Origin of the sequence: Acinetobacter sp. AOR43_HL, assembly GCF_027854635.1 — a bacterium.
GTDB classification, from domain to species: Bacteria; Pseudomonadota; Gammaproteobacteria; order Pseudomonadales; family Moraxellaceae; genus Acinetobacter; species Acinetobacter pittii.
In genome coordinates, this window is sequence record NZ_JAKTHX010000002.1 from 228688 (window position 1) to 244765 (window position 16078).

Consider the following 16078-nt stretch of genomic DNA (forward strand, 5'->3'; position numbering starts at 1 on the left):
TGATCAATATTAAGACATTTCTAAAATTTTCTGAGCGATATATAAATCTTGTATAGATAACCCTGAACTATCATAAATTGTGATTTGTTCCTGAGTTAGTCTTCCTTGAGTCTTTGCTAAAAGTACATCACCTATGTTTGTTAAAGTGGCAGACTCAGGCGCATGTTGAAATTCACCAATGACTTTGGACTGAGTATTAAGATCACAAAATAAACCACTATGCAGAAATAGCTGTGGTGGAAGCTCTTGTTTACCTTGTTTATCAGACCCCATAGATGAAATGTGTGTGCCAGCTTTGACCCATTCTGCTTTAAAAAGAGGAGTATGTGATGAGGTCGCGGTCACAATAATATCGGCTTGTTCACAGGCTTCTTTTGCTTCTGAAACCTCAGTTTTAATCCCTAAGTGTTTGAGGTCTTCTGCCATTTTTTCAGCTTTACTTGAGTCGCGTCCTACTATCAAAATTTGTTCGAAATTTCTAATTCTCGCTAATGCCTCGCATTCATATTTAGCCTGATTTCCTGTACCAAATATGGCTAATATTTTTGAATCTTTTCTTGCCAGTACATGAGTTGCAATTGCGTTAGAAGCTGCGGTACGAAATGCATTGACCTTACCTGCTTCGATGGCTGCTGCCATTTTTCCATTGGCCTGATTAAATAATAAAATCAGCGCATTATGTCGAGGCAAACCATTTTTAGGGTTATCTTCCCAAAAAGAACCGACTTTAAGACCAGCTAAATGCTGAGTCGCCGATGACTTAACACTAAAGGTATTTTTGCTATTGGAAGCTTGACCGTGAACCACAGGAAAACTTTTAGTATCGGGTTGAGTTGCAGCAATTAAAGCTTGGTAAATGGCGTCATAAGCCAGTTCGTGATTGATGAGAGCAGAAGATTCAGACTCAGAAATAAATCTCATCACCATCTCCAAAAGTTTATTTAAATTAAAATACGGCTAAGTCGAGAGGTATGTGTATATTGAAGTTCTATCTATCTATGACGTTTTAGCTGACATCATAGATAGATATCGACTTTTATTAAGCTGATAAAAACTCTACATATTTAGAAATATCAACGTTTCCACCGCTAATAATGATGCCTATACGTTTGCCTTTTAATTCATGTTTTAAATTACGTGCAGCAGCAAATCCAAGACAGCCTGTCGGTTCAACTACCATCTTCATTCTTTCAGCGAAGAACTTCATAGAAGTCACCAGTTCTTGGTCTTTTACAGTCAAAATGTCATCTACATTCTTTTGAATAATAGGGAATGTTAATTTGCCTAAATATTGCGTTTGAGCACCATCTGCAATGGTTTGCGGCGTATCAATATGAACAATTTCTCCTTTTCTAAAAGACATTTGTCCATCATTTCCTAGAGTAGGTTCAACACCATATATTTTACAGTTAGGAGAGAGATGGCGAGCAGAAAGGGCTGAACCTGCTAATAAACCACCGCCACCTAAACATACAAACAGGTAATCTAATTCACCTACTTCTTCAAATAACTCTTTTGCAGCCGTACCTTGACCTGCAATTACATGCGGGTGGTCATAAGATGGAATGAGTGTCAGGCCATTTTTTTCAGCTATTTCTTTTCCAATTTTTTCCCGATCTTCCGTATAGCGGTCAAATTCAACAATCTCACCGCCGTATTCTCGCGTTGCTGCCATTTTTGCAGCAGGAGCATCTTGGGGCATAACGATTATGGCTGGAATACCAAGAGTTTTTGCTGACAGTGCAATTGCTTGTGCATGATTTCCCGAAGAGAAAGCAACCACACCAGCTTTTTTTTGAGTGTCATTAAATTGCAAAAGCGCATTCATTGCGCCACGAAATTTGAAAGCGCCAACACGCTGAAAATTCTCACATTTAAAAAATACTTCAGCTTCAAATTCATTGTTAACAGTACGTGAAGTTAAAACAGGAGTCTTATTTACAAAACCTTTTATACGTTCAGCAGCGGCCGCTACATCTTCATAAGTGGGAAGGGTTAAATTTTTCATAATTAAACCTAATTCTATTCAATGTTTTTAGATGCAAGATTTCCTATTGCGCAAGGAACACTAAATATATTGACCTTGTTTAGATAAAATATATATTTTTAGATAAAATGTCTAATTTTATTTTCTAATGTGATAACAATGAGATATAAGATTTTGATTTACATTAAGTTTAAAATTAGATAAAAAGTCTAAATTGCTATTACATCCTTTACTCTAGGTTTGAAATAGTAATTAAGTCATTAGGAGGAAATACATTGGGCAATCGTGATAAACATTTACTCACTCAACTAGATACCATCGCGAAGGGGCTAAGTGAAACACTATTTCCTTTTTGCGAAGTTGTTGTCCATGACTTAACAAATCCTGAGCATGCCATACTCTCTATACATAACAATCTATCAGGCCGAAAAATTGGAGATCCAGCAACCGAGTTAGGACTGGCTAGAATTATGTCTCCAGAGTTTCCAAACCTCATTTCAAACTACGCAAACCAGTTTGCTGATGGTCGACCTGCAAAAAGTACCTCTATTGGTATTAAAGATGAAGAAGGCGAGTATGTGGCTGCTTTATGTATGAATATTGATTTAACTCTATTTAGAGGAATGCAAAGCGCTTTAGATCAGTTTACTAAAATTGAAACTAATAACATTATTGAAAATTTAGAACCGAATGGTACAGAAGCAATTCGAAGATATATCGATCAATTTGCTTCGAAACATGCCACTACACCACGCATGTTAAAACTTAATGAGCGAAAACAATTAATCCATGAGTTAAAGAATAATGGCTTATTAGACATTAAAAAGGCTGTAGAGACGGTTGCACAACATTTGGGTATATCCAGAGCAAGTGCCTATTTATATGTAAAGGAAACTTAAAAGTTTTATCTTATTCATTAAAAAACAACTTGTTTATTAAACATGACTCATATAATAAATGGGAACACAACAAGCATCTCTATAGCTTGATCTAGGAGGTCGTTATTTGAAGTTATTTATTATTATATTCATAATCATTTTTTCTAGTATTGGACTCATTTGTTTAATCGCGCTACTCAGAAATTTAAAAAATTATTCACCATCTGGTGAGCATGATCATTCATCTGCTTCACCACATCATTTTCACGATAATAGTCCGAGTCATCATCATAGCTCTAGTTATTCAAATGACTGTTCATCATCATCTTCAGATTCAGGTGGATGTGATGGCGGCGGTGGCGGGGGAGATTAAAAAAAGCCCTTTTATGCAAAGGGCTTTTGATGATTTAAGGTAAATCGAACCAAATAAATTGACTGTCTTCAGTTGCGTGAATTGTCGCTTTATCTTCAAAAACTAAAGCATCGCCAGCTTTAACTTCTTGATCGCCAATGCGAACTACACCTGAAATCACGTGCACATAGTTCACTTTTTTAACCGTATCAACAGTTAACTCATGTCCTTTTTCCAATACTGCAGATTTTACTTCTGCATTTTGGCGAATATGCATTGGTGCATTTGCATCAGGCCCTGCAATTAAATGCCATTTGTTTGGATCTTTACGCGGGTCAAGATTAATTTGCTGGTAATTTGGCTCGGCATCTCTTTCATCAGGAATAATCCAGATTTGTAGTAAATGTACAGGCGTGTCAGTGTTGTTGATTTCACTGTGGGCAACACCTGTGCCGGCACTCATGAGTTGCCATTCACCAGCTTTAATCTGGCCTTCATTTCCCATCGTGTCGCGATGTGAAATTGCACCATCTAGCACACAAGTTAAGATTTCCATGTTGTCATGGGAGTGCGTACCAAAACCATTATGTGCATCAATCTGGTCGTCATTAATTACACGTAGAGCGCTTACACCCATATATTTAGGGTCGTACCAACTACCAAATGAAAAGCTATGATAAGACTCTAACCAGCCTGCTTTTACATGACCTCGGTCTTCACTACGATGTAGATAAGCATTCATGATCTAATCTCCCAAATTTTTATTTATCTCTTGAGAAATATAGTAATGTTCTATGTGGGGCTAAAAAATAGGTTAACTGCAACATGTCGTTGCATAATTGATATGGTCGTATAGTTTTATAATTATAGATGTATGTTGACCCATAAAAAAAACCTGCACAAAGCAGGTTTTATTCAAATGATTGCTGATCTTAATTCGCTAGATCAAGGTCATCATATTCATTCAACGTCTTACCTTGCTGAATATGTTTTTGATAATGTTGAGCGCGGAGTATGTCTAGTTCTGAACTTGATACGCCATCTCTCCAATAGCCAGCAATACGCACGTCATTTTTATTAAACTGTTTGTCTTCTAGAAAAAACTGGCGTAAAGCTCTGGCTTCTTTGCGTTCGCAAGCCGCCCAAATCGTAATATTGTCATAAGTTTTTAGTGCAAATGCTGCTTTTAAAAGAAGACCTTTTTGTGGCGTGTGATGTTCTTTATAGAACGAATGAATTTCAACATGGTCATGATGGGGTAATTGGCTAGCAATATCTTTTTCAAAACTTTCAATAAAAATATCCGCACTTACACCATTTTCCCATTCATTCAATATCGAATATAACGCGGGTACAGCCGTATCGTCGGCAAACATGACCACATGTTTTTTATGTATGAAATTGGGAATGAAATGAGGGCGGGGGCCAATAAGCCCGATTTTTGTACCCACTTGAGCCGAATTAAGCCATTCCATTGCTGGACTTAAATCTTCATGTTTAACAAAATCAATTTCGATTTGAGCATTTACAGGATTGAACGAACGGACCGTATAGACGCGTGAGATGGGTTGTCCCTCTGGCGGATTGCTCACAATTAAACGAATTGCCAAATTAGGAGCTTGCCAAAGCTCTGGCTGTAATGTGTTGATTTTTCCTTGAATTCTTACAATGGACGGATACGGCGTATGGATCGAGACGATGGTCATCTCAAGCTGTTCCATATCTTGTAAATGGTCTTTTTCTTTTAGTAACTCGCCATATTCTTGTTTCGATTTTTCTGCAATTTTTGTCATACATATAACCCAAGCTTCATGATTACTATAGAGCGTAATAATTAATATAGATGTAGTCTCTCTATTCATTACGATAACTAAATTAGCTCTAAATGTAAATAATAATCATTATTAATTGTGGTTTTTAGTTCATAAATATAGCCCTCTAAATGATTAGGCCTAAGGTTAAAAATTATCTTATTGTTTTGATATTTATTATTTTTTATAAAGTGCTTTTAAAGGAGGAAAATAGATATTTCTCACAATATTAATTGTAAATGATTATCATTTGTATTATTGTGCTGGGATATCTATTATTCGAACAAACAGCGATAAAGACGACATTTTTATAACTTTGTTTTGAATATTAGGTGGGGTGGTATTGCATAAAGAATAGGGTGAGGACCAAGATAAATGCTAAAAAATTTGAGTCAAAATTTAGGGCAAATGAATGATAAAAATAACAACGTAGAAAATTTCTTAAAGCGAATTTATGAAAATATTTTTGATCAAAATTCCAATCGAACAGCACTCATTTTTGAAGACCGTAGCATTAGTTATGCTGAGGTAGGGACTCAGGTCGCCAAAGTTATGTATGCGCTAAAAATGCAAGATTTGGCGACAGGGTCTGTGGTAGCCATTTGCCTGAGAAAAAGTCCTGAGCATATTTATACCGCTTTGGCATGTGCGCTCACAGGCATCATTTGGTTACCTGTAGATATGGATTCACCGCCGTCGAGACTGAACTATTTATTGACGAATAGTCGGGCAGATGTTGTGGTGAGTGACTCATCCATTGCTGGTGTTCAAAACCTAAATATTAATGAAATTTTATCGGCTACAACTGAGTATGAACCGAGCTTTAATGCCGAAATCAACCGTCTTCCGGCATATTATTTATATACTTCGGGAAGTACAGGAACTCCGAAATGTGTAGTCTTAAATAATCAAGCCACAGAAAACACGCTACAACAAACAATCTCGGAATGGAAAATTACTGCTGATGATGTGATTATGGCGGTAACACCGTTTCATCATGATATGTCGTTATTTGATGTATTTGCTTCAATGGCAGTGGGTGCAACTTTGGTGGTGCCATCTTTTGAGCAAAGTAAAAATGCTATTGTCTGGGCCAATTTAGTAGATCGCTACAAGGTTACGCTTTGGAGCAGTGTGCCTGCCATTGTCGATATGTTGTTCAGTGTAGCTCAAAAAGAACAACTACAATCTTTGCGTTTAATTGCCCAAGGCGGCGACTATATCAAACCTTCACTCATTTCGAAGTTAAGAGAACAATTGCCTAACGCTCGTTTATTTTCATTAGGTGGACCTACAGAGACAACAATTTGGAGTATATGGCATGAAATAAATGAGCAAGATCAGGAAATTATTCCGTATGGAAAAGCTTTAGAAAATAACCATTATTTTATTTTGGATGAAAATCTGAAGCCTTGCCAAATGGGCGAGGTCGGTACCATGTATATGTCCGGCCTGAATTTATCAAATGGTTATTTACTTGATGGGGAAATTTATTATAAAGATTTCGTTGATATTCAAGTGAGTGAAAATGAAACTCAAACTGCTTTTCGCATGAGTGATCAAGGATATTTTAGGGAAGATGGAAATATTATTTTTGCTGGACGTGAGGAAGGTTATTTAAAGATAAAAGGCGTGAGAATCTCTGCGGCCGAGGTTGAAAATGCTTTAACGAAGAACCCGTATATTCATAACTGTGTGGTGGTAAGTTGTGTACATCCAACGACTGAAACTCAAGAGTTAGTCGCCGTTTATACCCTAGAAAATAAATACAAAACTACTCGCTTAAATAGCCCCGAATTAAAGAACTTTTTAAAAGTGCATTTGCCGAGTTCACATATTCCTTCGAAATATTTGGCCGTCGAAACCATACCTCTGACCCGAAATGGAAAAATTGATCGTAAAGCTGTGCAAGAAATCGCTCAGGGGAAAATTTACGTATCTTCTACGTTGTCTGCAAACTCCACTAAAACACAGTCATCAATCGCTGAGGTGGGGGATTCGGTTTTATCGGTTTTCCGTGAATGCATAGCTGACAGGCAAGCTGAAAGAATGGATGTTTTTTATAGAAGTGAAATATTAGCGATAGGAATTCGTCCGAAACAACTCATGAGTATTGCTCAGAAACTTTCTCAGAAGCTCAATACAGAAATTGATTTTTATACGCTAGTTAGCTGCAAAACAATTCAGGATGTGGTGAATAAAGTAGAGCAGCAAATAAAATAGAAAAATTGAAATGTGCTTAAAAGCAGAGTCGAGATGTTTGCTTTTAAGCACATGGTTAGTTTTAGGGCAACTAGATTTGAGCTAAGGTTGCCTTAATTTTTTCACAGATACTTTGCACTGTTGCAGTCGGGAAGCGGTGGGCTTGATACGTAATAATCATGCTTAACTGATGTTGTCCATCAATCACATTTTCCATAATTTCAAAATGTAATCCGAACATCGATTCATCACGTTCCGGCAAGATCTGACGATAAGGAAGGTCTTGTCCCTGAGGTGTTTTGAGCGCGCCGTTTAAAGCGTTATTTGAATGGATATGAATAAACACATCAAATAACAGTCCTTCATCTGCGCTCATTCCTAATGCATTTTGAATATGGTTGATGGGAATATCTGCATAGGCCATCGAGGTATTAATCATTGTGCTGATATTGTGGAGCAACGATTGGAATGAATCTGATGGGCTAAATTGTGTGCGATGCGCAACCATGGTCGTAAAGTAACCCACCGTATCAAAAAATTCAGGATCAGTTCGTCCAGATGCAGAAGTACCAATCACAATATCTTTTAAATTACCTTGTTGCTGTAAAGCATTGGCGATAGCAGTATAGAGAACAGCAAAAATAGAAGAGCCGTGTTGTCTCGAAAATGCAAGGAGCCTGTCATGCATTTCTGGTGCAAATTTAAGTTCGAGCCATTGGACTGGAGGTTTTACCTTTTCAGCATTTAATTCATGTTCTGAAACAAGGAGGTTTAAACCTTTGGTTGCTCCTGTTAGCAGATTCGTCCAATAATTTAGATGGTCTTGGTTAATCCCTTGCTTTTGCTGAAGTAAAGAAAAATCAAGAATAGATTGGGCAGGTGCCTTCCAGTTTGGAGCTTGAGCATTTGAGCGAGCAAGATAAGCATGCGCAAGGTCAGCCATAATCGTATTTAAAGACCATTCATCAATCACCATGTGGTGAACTAAGAACGATAGAGTTTGGCGACCTTTGGCATTTCGAATTAAACGAATTCTTAAGGGAAGTTCACGGGTTAAATCAAATTTATATGAAGCTTCACTGGCAAGCGTTGCATTTTTACTTTCGGCACTGTTCCAAAACCATTTGAATTGTTGAAGTTCAGACGTAGGAACCACCTGTTGATAGGTTTGAGCATTGTCGGTATTAAAAATTGTTCGTAAACCTGCATGGCGCTCAACAATATCTGTAAAGGCCTGCAAGAAAATATCTTCATTAATTTCTTCAAGGAATTCTACGGCAAATGGCAAGTTATAAATTGGGCTAAAATCGAACGCAGAATAAGCTTGCCACAGGAAATCTTGAGCTAAAGTAAGCGGGGCTTTATCGACACTTTGTAAGGTGGTTTTTTCAGTTTTTGCAGATTTAACGAAAGCATATTGGGCTAAGTCAGCAGCAGATGGAGATTTAAAGAAATCATTAAATTGAATCTCAATTCCATGTTTATTGAGTAGATTCCCAATAATTCGTGTTGCTAATAGTGAATGGCCGCCAAAATCAAAAAAGTCATCATGTTGGCTCATTTCGGGTTCAGCGAGCGTATTTCGGAACTCTTCTAAAATAATTTCTGAAACATAAGTTTGGTTAGGTTGTTGTGGCGCTTTTGCGAAACTTGTATCTAGATGATGTGAGATATCAATTTCAGTTAGTACCAATGGCATATTATTGGGTGAATATTGTTGATAACGATTTTGTATGGCCTGAATGAAATCTGACTTTTGATAGCTTTCATCAAGAATAGGGTGGAGCGCTAAAATAAGAAAATAGTCTTGTTCAGTTTCTATGAGACTTGTAAAAAAAGGGGGATGAAATTCTGCATTCCATGATTGCGCTTTTAAGGTAGCTACCTGCTCAAATACTTGTTCTGTATTGCTCTTTTTTAATTCTAGGCAAGCTGAATGGTCATCAAATGGATATTTGTATAAATCGCCTTCGTCACTAAATGTATAACGGACATTTAAGTCAGGTGTAGTTTTAATAATGTCTTGAATTGCTTTAATCAGCAGTTGAATGTCTAAACCTTGATTAACTTTCCACAGATTAAAATGTCGATTAACTTGTTCAGGCTGCTGTAATTGCAACATCCAGATATGTTCTTCGTAATCAGTAACCGAAAGGAGAGAGGGCGATTTGGAAAATTGTTCCAACATAAATGAATCCTAGTTTATCAAATGGCTATTTTCGTCAATTTTTATTTCGCAAATTTTTTACATTAGATTAAATTTCATATAATTCATAGTGTTATAGATTTGCTTGTTTACAAAAATTGACCTTTTTCTAATGAGTTGATGTCCACATGAACTGTACTGATGTAACAGTAGGGTTACATTTTACCTTTAAACATACTATAATTGATTCTCATTTACATCAAGATTATTATTTGCAAGAAGATGGTGCCAATTGAGAATGACGAATTTTTAAAATAGAAAATAAATAATAAGTGAATGATTAATATTTATTTAATTCGAAATTGGTTCGGCAAAAATAATTTAAAGATGAAAAAAACGATCCTCAGAATAGGGCTGTGATTTTGCCTATTCAAAAGGAACTGATTCTGTTGTCTCGATAAAATTGAGGAATTTTCATGAGAATATTCAATCATGAAAGGTTAATAAGCCCATCAAATATTGAACAAATTTTCCCTCGCTTTAGTTTGATGGGACTAAATTTGCGATTTGCATCGGCTTTATTACGCTCAAGTGGGGCACGCCACTGATGCGATTTGGCTTATTCTGTATTTTTATCATTTTATGTATTTGTTCGTTATTGCTCGGGGCTGAGCAAATACAGTGGTCTACCTTATTTTCTTTTTCTCATGAGAGTTGGCTCACTCTTACAGCCAGCCGTATCCCTCGTTTGATTACCATTGTGCTTACCGGTATCGGGTTGGCGGTATGTGGTGTCATCTTGCAGCATATTGTGCGTAACAAGTTTGTTGAACCAGAAACTTCGGGCGGTTTAGATGCTGCCAAGCTGGGAATTTTAGTGTCGTTAACTTTAGTTCCGGTAACCAGCACGCTGAGTAAGATGATATTTGCGATCATTTTTTGCTTTATTGCCAGCTTAATTTATATCGCAATTATCCGTCGGATCCGTTTTAGAAATACGGTTTTAGTACCGGTTATTGGCTTGATGTACGGCAGTGTACTGAGTGCCTTAGCTGAGTTTTATGCATATCGCTTTAATATTTTACAAAGTATGCAAGGGTGGCTTTTAGGAGATTTTTCAAAAATTGTCCAAGGTCACTATGAAGTTATTTACATTATTTTTCCAATTGTTGTCCTGACTTATCTTTTTGCACATCGCTTTACCGTGATTGGTATGGGTGAAGAGATGGCTTCTAGCTTGGGACTTAGTTATGCAGCTATAGCCGCCATTGGTTTAATACTGGTTGCCATTACAGTTTCAACCACAGTAATTACTGTTGGTGCCATTCCTTTTGTCGGGCTCGTGGTCCCCAATTTGGTCGCACTGAAATACGGAGAAAACTTAGCTAAAACCTTGCCCATTGTGGCTTTAGGTGGGGCATCTCTATTACTGATTTGCGACATTCTTGGCCGCTCGATTATTTATCCATTTGAAGTGCCAATCGGACTTACCGCAGGTGGTGTGGGGGGAATTATTTTCCTCATCCTCATTTTGAGGGAGTTTAGATAATGCGTATTACAAAGCTATGGATGATTTATCTGATTGTCATCTGCCTAGCAATAAGTTTTTTATTTTTAAACTCAGGGTTAGATTTTGATTATGTCATTCCTAACCGACTTCTGCGTCTTGCCACGATTGTTATAGCCGGTATTTGCGTTGCTTTTTCCTCGATTGTTTTTCAGACACTGGTCGGTAATCGTATTTTGACCCCTTCCATTATGGGCTATGAAGCGATTTATCTCTTATGGCAAGTTTTGTTGTTGTTTTTTTGGGGAACGCATGGATTAAGCCAGTTAGGTGTAAACGGTAATTTCTTTATTTCTATCGTTTTAATGCTGCTTTATTCGTGGGTAATCCATAAGTGGTTATTGCCATATGGCAGAAATGATGTGTTTCTCCTGTTGCTTTTAGGTTTAGTCCTTACGATGGTCGTCGGGACGGTTACTCAATTTATTCAACTCAAAATTAACCCTGGTGAATTTTCTGTTTTCCAAGGCCTTAGCTATGCTTCGTTTAATCGCTCTCAGCCAGAAACTTTATTTTATGCCAGCTTGGCTGTAGTCATTGTTCTATTCCTTGGTAGGAAAGCACTTCCTGTTTTGGATGTTCTGATTTTAGGGCGTGAGCAAGCGATTTCATTAGGCATTCATCATCACCGCTATGTCAGTTTCTATTTAGCCCTGATCGCTATTTTGGTTGCGGTATCTACCAGTCTGATTGGCCCGACAGTATTTATGGGCGTATTCATTGCCAACATTACTTATGCGCTAGCAAGAAGTTATAAGCATAAATTAACGCTGCCTATGGGCTGTGCCATCACGATTGCCATATTTATTGCTGCTCAAATTTTAGTTGAGCACGTTTTTAATTACAAAACGACCGTCAGCATTCTGGTCAATCTGGTATGTGGCATTTATTTCCTTGCGCTGACGGTTCGTACCCGAGGTGTCGCATGATTCATGTCAAGAATATCAATAAGTCATATGGAAATAAGCCAATACTGACTGACGTAAATGTTGAATTTCCTACAGGTCAGGTGACGTCACTCATTGGTCCAAATGGAGCCGGAAAATCGACTTTGCTCATGATGATGGCACGTTTAATTGAGCCGGATAAAGGCGAGATTTTTCTTAATCATCAAAATATTGCGGGTATTAAAACCGCTGTTTACGCCAAGCATGTCGCGACTTTACGTCAAGCACCCGGCTTTAATTTGCGCTTAACCGTAGAAGAGCTGGTGTCATTTGGACGCTTTCCCTATAGCCGTGGTGTTTTAACCGAGCAAGATCGTCAGGTGGTTGATGAAGCGATTGAGTTTCTTTCTTTAGAGCCGCTGCGCAAATCTTACATAGATGAAATTAGTGGTGGTCAAAGGCAAATGGCCTTTTTGGCGATGACGATCGCCCAGCAAACAGACGTACTTTTATTAGATGAACCCTTAAATAACCTTGATATGAAACATGCCGTTCAAATTATGCGTGCACTCAGACGCTTATGTGATGAACAAGGGCGCACTGTGATTTTAGTCATTCATGACATCAATTTTGCCACGAATTACTCTGACCATATTGTCGCGCTCAAGAACGGCAAGCTTCATTTCAGTGGGTTAACGGAACAAGTGATTACAGAGGCGCAATTAAATGATCTGTACGAGCTTGATTTTGAAATTACATACAGTGAGCGTGGCTGTATGTGTAATTACTTCAACTCATCTGGAGCTTGAATACATATGAACTGGAAGAAAAAGTATGGGGGAGTAGCCCTAATCATAGCGGCAGCTATCACTCTACAAGCATGTGATCAAAAAGTTGCAGATAACACTCAAGCTTCTCAGAAGCTAGCAGAACCGATTACGGTGAAACATGCACTTGGAACTACGGTGATAGATCATTTACCGCAACGCGTTGCCGTACTTGATATGAATGAAGCTGACTTTCTAGATCAACTCAATGTCCCGATTATGGGAATGCCAAAAGATTATGTTCCACACTTTTTGGAAAAATATAAAAAAGATGCACAAATTCAGGATTTGGGTGCAATTGTACAGCCCAATATGGAGCGGATATATGCATTAAAACCAGACCTGATTTTGATGACGCCATTACACGTTAATCAATATCAGGAACTGTCAAAAATTGCCCCGACCATTCACTACGATATTAACTTCAACAACAGTGAGAGTAATCATATTGGTCTGGTTAAAGACCATATGATGACCTTAGGAAAAATATTTAATAAAGAAGATTTAGCCCGCCAGAAAGTTTCTGAACTCGATGAACAGGTGAAGCAAGTACAAGCCGTAACGGCCAATCGCCCAGAAAGAGCGTTAGTCGTTCTTCATAACAATGGGGCATTTAGTAATTTTGGTATTCAGTCACGCTATGGCTTTATTTTTAATGCTTTTGGGGTAAAGCCTGCAAGTGGTGTGATGGATACAAGTCTACATGGGCAACCTATTTCGAGTGAATTCATCAAAAAAGCGGACCCAGATATTCTCTATATCGTGGACCGAACTGCTGTGATGGAACATCGCTCAAACATTAATGCTGCCAGTGTTGAAAATCCATTATTACGTCAAACCAAAGCGTGGAAAAACGGTCGTGTCATTTTTGTCGATGCAGATGCGTGGTACACCACTGCTGCAAGCCCAACCTCGCTCAAAATAGTGATGGAAGATGTAAAAAAAGGCTACCAATAAATTTTTACGCATATCACTTAATCAAATTTTACAGCATAAATTTTCACTATTTTGCTTTGTATTTTAAGCAGATAGTTAATAAAAAATGAATCACAACATTAAAGGTCTTTCAATGAACAACGTTAGCGATAACCGTAATTTTAAAAGTGGGAATGATCAAAGAATTAATCAACGTTCTTTTGTATTAAATGGTATTGCATCTGCACAAATGGCCCTTCGATTAGGCTATGCATTAGGCACTGTATTTGTTCTATGTGCATCAAATTCCTATGCTGCTGTTATTGATAATTCAACAAAAACTCTAGAACAACAAGAAGCTGCTCAAACAAATGTAGCAGCTTTACCAGCAATTACCGTAAAAGCTGAACAAGATGATACTTATGCAGGTGGGCAAGTTTCGTCAAAAAGCTCAGTTGGCTTTTTAGGTAATAAAACCGCTATGGAAACCCCGTTTAATACCATTGCGTATACAGAAAAATATATTGCAGATCAGCAAGCGAAAGATATCACTGATGTGATTGCAAAAACGGATCCATCTATTTTTTCAACTGGCGCTTACGGCGTAATTGCAGAAAGTTATGCTATTCGTGGATTTAGATCAAGTTCTGTGGCTGCTGGCCGCGATACTTCTATGGGCGGATTATATGGTATTGCTCCTTTATACCGCGCTTCACCGGAAATGTTTGAACGTATTGACGTGTTAAAAGGCCCTTCAGCAATGTTAAACGGAATGCCTCCAGGTTCAACTTTAGGGGGAACAGTTAACTTGGTTCCGAAACGTGCAGGAGATGATCCCTTAACTCGTTTTACAACGACGTATATGTCGGATTCACAATTCGGAGGCCACCTGGATATTGGACGCCGTTTTGGTGAAAACAAAGAGTTTGGTGTGCGGTTCAATAGCGTATATCGAGATGGTGAAGGACCGATTAAAGAGCAGGAAAAAACCACTCATCTATTTTCACTTGGTTTAGATTGGAAAGGCGACAATGCGCGACTTTCAGCCGATTTATATACTAGCCGTGATCATGCTGACGGTATAAATCGTGGTTTAACCATTTTACCAGGTGTCAATTTACCCAAAGCGCCAAACCCCGATACTTTATTGAACCCAACGTGGACGGTCTATAACACGCGTGATACGGGAGGTATGATCCGAGGCGAGTATGACTTAAATGATAAGTGGATGGCGTATGCAACGGCAGGTATGAGTAAAACAGAATATAACACTTTAGGTGCTGCTAAAACTGAAATACAAAACGAAGCGGGAGATATAAAGTTTAATATTGCACATTTAGGTTTCAAATATGAACGTAAATCTGCTGAAGTGGGTTTACGTGGTAAATTTGATACAGGTGCTGTAAAACATGCTCTGGCATTAAATGCAACACATTACCGCGAAACGGATGACGAAGCTGGTATTAGACAAGGATTTCCTGAGGGAGATCGTGTAACTAATATTTATAATCCGAATTGGGGCAGTAAACCGAATCGCGTTCCTATTGCACCTATTTTTAGTAATAAAGAAAATTTAACAAGTGTTGGCTTAGCCGATACGATGTCGGTTCTTCAAGATCAAGTCCAATTAACCTTAGGACTGCGTTATCAAAATATTGTCACCGAAAGTTTAAATGGGCAGGGCGTCCGAAATATTAACGGTCGTTATGATAAGAACGCTATTACACCTGCAGCTGCAATTTTGGTAAAAGCAAATGATCATGTTTCATTATATGCAAACTATATTGAAGGGTTAAGCTCAGGGGGAACCGTACCTACCGGACAAAACTACGAAAATGAGGGGCAAATATTTTCTCCTTTTAAAACTAAACAGATGGAAACCGGAATTAAAATTGACAGCGGTAAATTCACCAATACGTTTAGTGTATTTCAGATCAAATCTAGAAATTCGTATGTAATTAAAAGTACCGATGAAAAAATCAAATCTATTTATGGCGCTGATGGAGAACAACGTAATCGCGGAATTGAATGGGGCTTTTATGGTTCACCTGTTGACAGTATTCGTGTAATGGGAGGATTAACTTATATTGATCCTAAAATTACAAAAACCAGAATTGAAAGCGAGTTAGGAAATGTTGTTGCCGGTGTTCCAAAAGTGCAAGCTAAACTTGGTATTGAAGGTGATGTGATGTATATCCCTGGCTTAACTTTGACTGCCAATGCGACAGCTGCGTCTAAACAATATATTTATAATGATAACTCAACTTCAGTACCTGGACGTGAAGTGTACGGAATTGGCGCACGTTATAATACGAAAATAGCTCAATTTCCTGTCACTATTCGCGGGAATATTGATAACCTCACCAATAAGTCATATTGGTCAATGCCTCAATTTACAAATTTAATGCTTGGTGCACCACGTACTTATTTATTATCTGCCACAATTGATTTTTAATTTGATCTAAAAAGAACATATAAAAAAACTGCCAAATTTGATTTGGCAGTT

13 protein-coding genes are annotated in these 16078 nt (G+C 37.9%); 8 read left to right on the forward strand and 5 right to left on the reverse strand.

Annotation, left to right across the window (positions count from 1 at the left end; all coding sequences use genetic code 11):
* Positions 1-9: 9 nt before the first annotated feature.
* Together MKL33_RS01090 and MKL33_RS01095 are read right to left on the reverse strand one after the other, a co-directional pair.
* Positions 10-921 (reverse strand): ornithine cyclodeaminase family protein, encoded by a 912-nt coding sequence (locus tag MKL33_RS01090; RefSeq protein WP_270906309.1) that lies wholly within the window; start codon positions 919-921, stop codon positions 10-12.
* Positions 922-1039: 118 nt separating this feature from the next.
* Complete coding sequence (locus MKL33_RS01095; RefSeq protein ID WP_270906310.1) at positions 1040-2008, reverse strand: threo-3-hydroxy-L-aspartate ammonia-lyase; 969 nt, start codon at positions 2006-2008, stop codon at positions 1040-1042.
* Positions 2009-2262: 254 nt separating this feature from the next.
* Between MKL33_RS01095 and MKL33_RS01100 the strand changes: the two genes are divergently transcribed.
* Positions 2263-2886, forward strand: coding sequence for a helix-turn-helix transcriptional regulator (locus MKL33_RS01100; RefSeq protein WP_017402695.1), 624 nt, complete (start codon positions 2263-2265; stop codon positions 2884-2886).
* A 106-nt stretch (positions 2887-2992) separates the two neighbouring features.
* Positions 2993-3238 carry a hypothetical protein gene (locus tag MKL33_RS20655; RefSeq protein WP_394899705.1) on the forward strand — a complete coding sequence of 82 codons (246 nt, stop codon included), beginning with the start codon at positions 2993-2995 and terminating at the stop codon, positions 3236-3238.
* Positions 3239-3272: 34 nt separating this feature from the next.
* Here the strand turns inward: MKL33_RS20655 and MKL33_RS01110 are convergent, their stop codons facing one another.
* Together MKL33_RS01110 and MKL33_RS01115 are read right to left on the reverse strand one after the other, a co-directional pair.
* Positions 3273-3959, reverse strand: a complete 687-nt coding sequence (locus MKL33_RS01110; RefSeq protein WP_005068005.1) for a pirin family protein — start codon at positions 3957-3959, stop codon at positions 3273-3275.
* Between the two features lie 190 nt (positions 3960-4149).
* Complete coding sequence (locus tag MKL33_RS01115) at positions 4150-5010, reverse strand: siderophore-interacting protein (protein WP_270906312.1); 861 nt, start codon at positions 5008-5010, stop codon at positions 4150-4152.
* Positions 5011-5403: 393 nt separating this feature from the next.
* On the opposite strand from MKL33_RS01115, the gene MKL33_RS01120 reads away from it, so the two are divergent.
* Positions 5404-7251: an AMP-binding protein gene (locus MKL33_RS01120; protein ID WP_270906313.1), complete on the forward strand. Its 1848-nt coding sequence runs from the start codon at positions 5404-5406 to the stop codon at positions 7249-7251.
* A gap of 70 nt (positions 7252-7321) precedes the next feature.
* Here the strand turns inward: MKL33_RS01120 and basB are convergent, their stop codons facing one another.
* Positions 7322-9352, reverse strand: coding sequence for an acinetobactin non-ribosomal peptide synthetase subunit BasB (gene basB, locus MKL33_RS01125; protein ID WP_270906365.1), 2031 nt, complete (start codon positions 9350-9352; stop codon positions 7322-7324).
* 631 nt (positions 9353-9983) lie between these two features.
* Between basB and bauD the strand changes: the two genes are divergently transcribed.
* The 5 genes from bauD to MKL33_RS01150 all read left to right on the forward strand — a co-directional run bounded on the left by bauD (position 9984) and on the right by MKL33_RS01150 (position 16027).
* The gene (gene bauD / locus MKL33_RS01130) at positions 9984-10925 is read left to right on the forward strand and encodes a ferric acinetobactin ABC transporter permease subunit BauD (RefSeq protein ID WP_001210791.1); all 942 of its coding nucleotides are present in this window, start codon (positions 9984-9986) and stop codon (positions 10923-10925) included.
* On the forward strand, positions 10925-11872 hold the full coding sequence (gene bauC, locus MKL33_RS01135) for a ferric acinetobactin ABC transporter permease subunit BauC (RefSeq protein WP_207272409.1): 948 nt from the start codon (positions 10925-10927) through the stop codon (positions 11870-11872). The genes bauD and bauC overlap by 1 nt, the downstream gene beginning before the upstream one ends.
* Positions 11869-12639 (forward strand): ferric acinetobactin ABC transporter ATP-binding protein BauE, encoded by a 771-nt coding sequence (bauE, locus tag MKL33_RS01140; RefSeq protein ID WP_000582122.1) that lies wholly within the window; start codon positions 11869-11871, stop codon positions 12637-12639. The genes bauC and bauE overlap by 4 nt, the downstream gene beginning before the upstream one ends.
* 6 nt (positions 12640-12645) lie before the next feature.
* Positions 12646-13614, forward strand: a complete 969-nt coding sequence (bauB, locus tag MKL33_RS01145) for a siderophore-binding periplasmic lipoprotein BauB (protein ID WP_114159093.1) — start codon at positions 12646-12648, stop codon at positions 13612-13614.
* Between the two features lie 85 nt (positions 13615-13699).
* The gene (locus MKL33_RS01150; RefSeq protein ID WP_270906314.1) at positions 13700-16027 is read left to right on the forward strand and encodes a TonB-dependent receptor; all 2328 of its coding nucleotides are present in this window, start codon (positions 13700-13702) and stop codon (positions 16025-16027) included.
* The last annotated feature ends 51 nt before the right edge of the window (positions 16028-16078 follow it).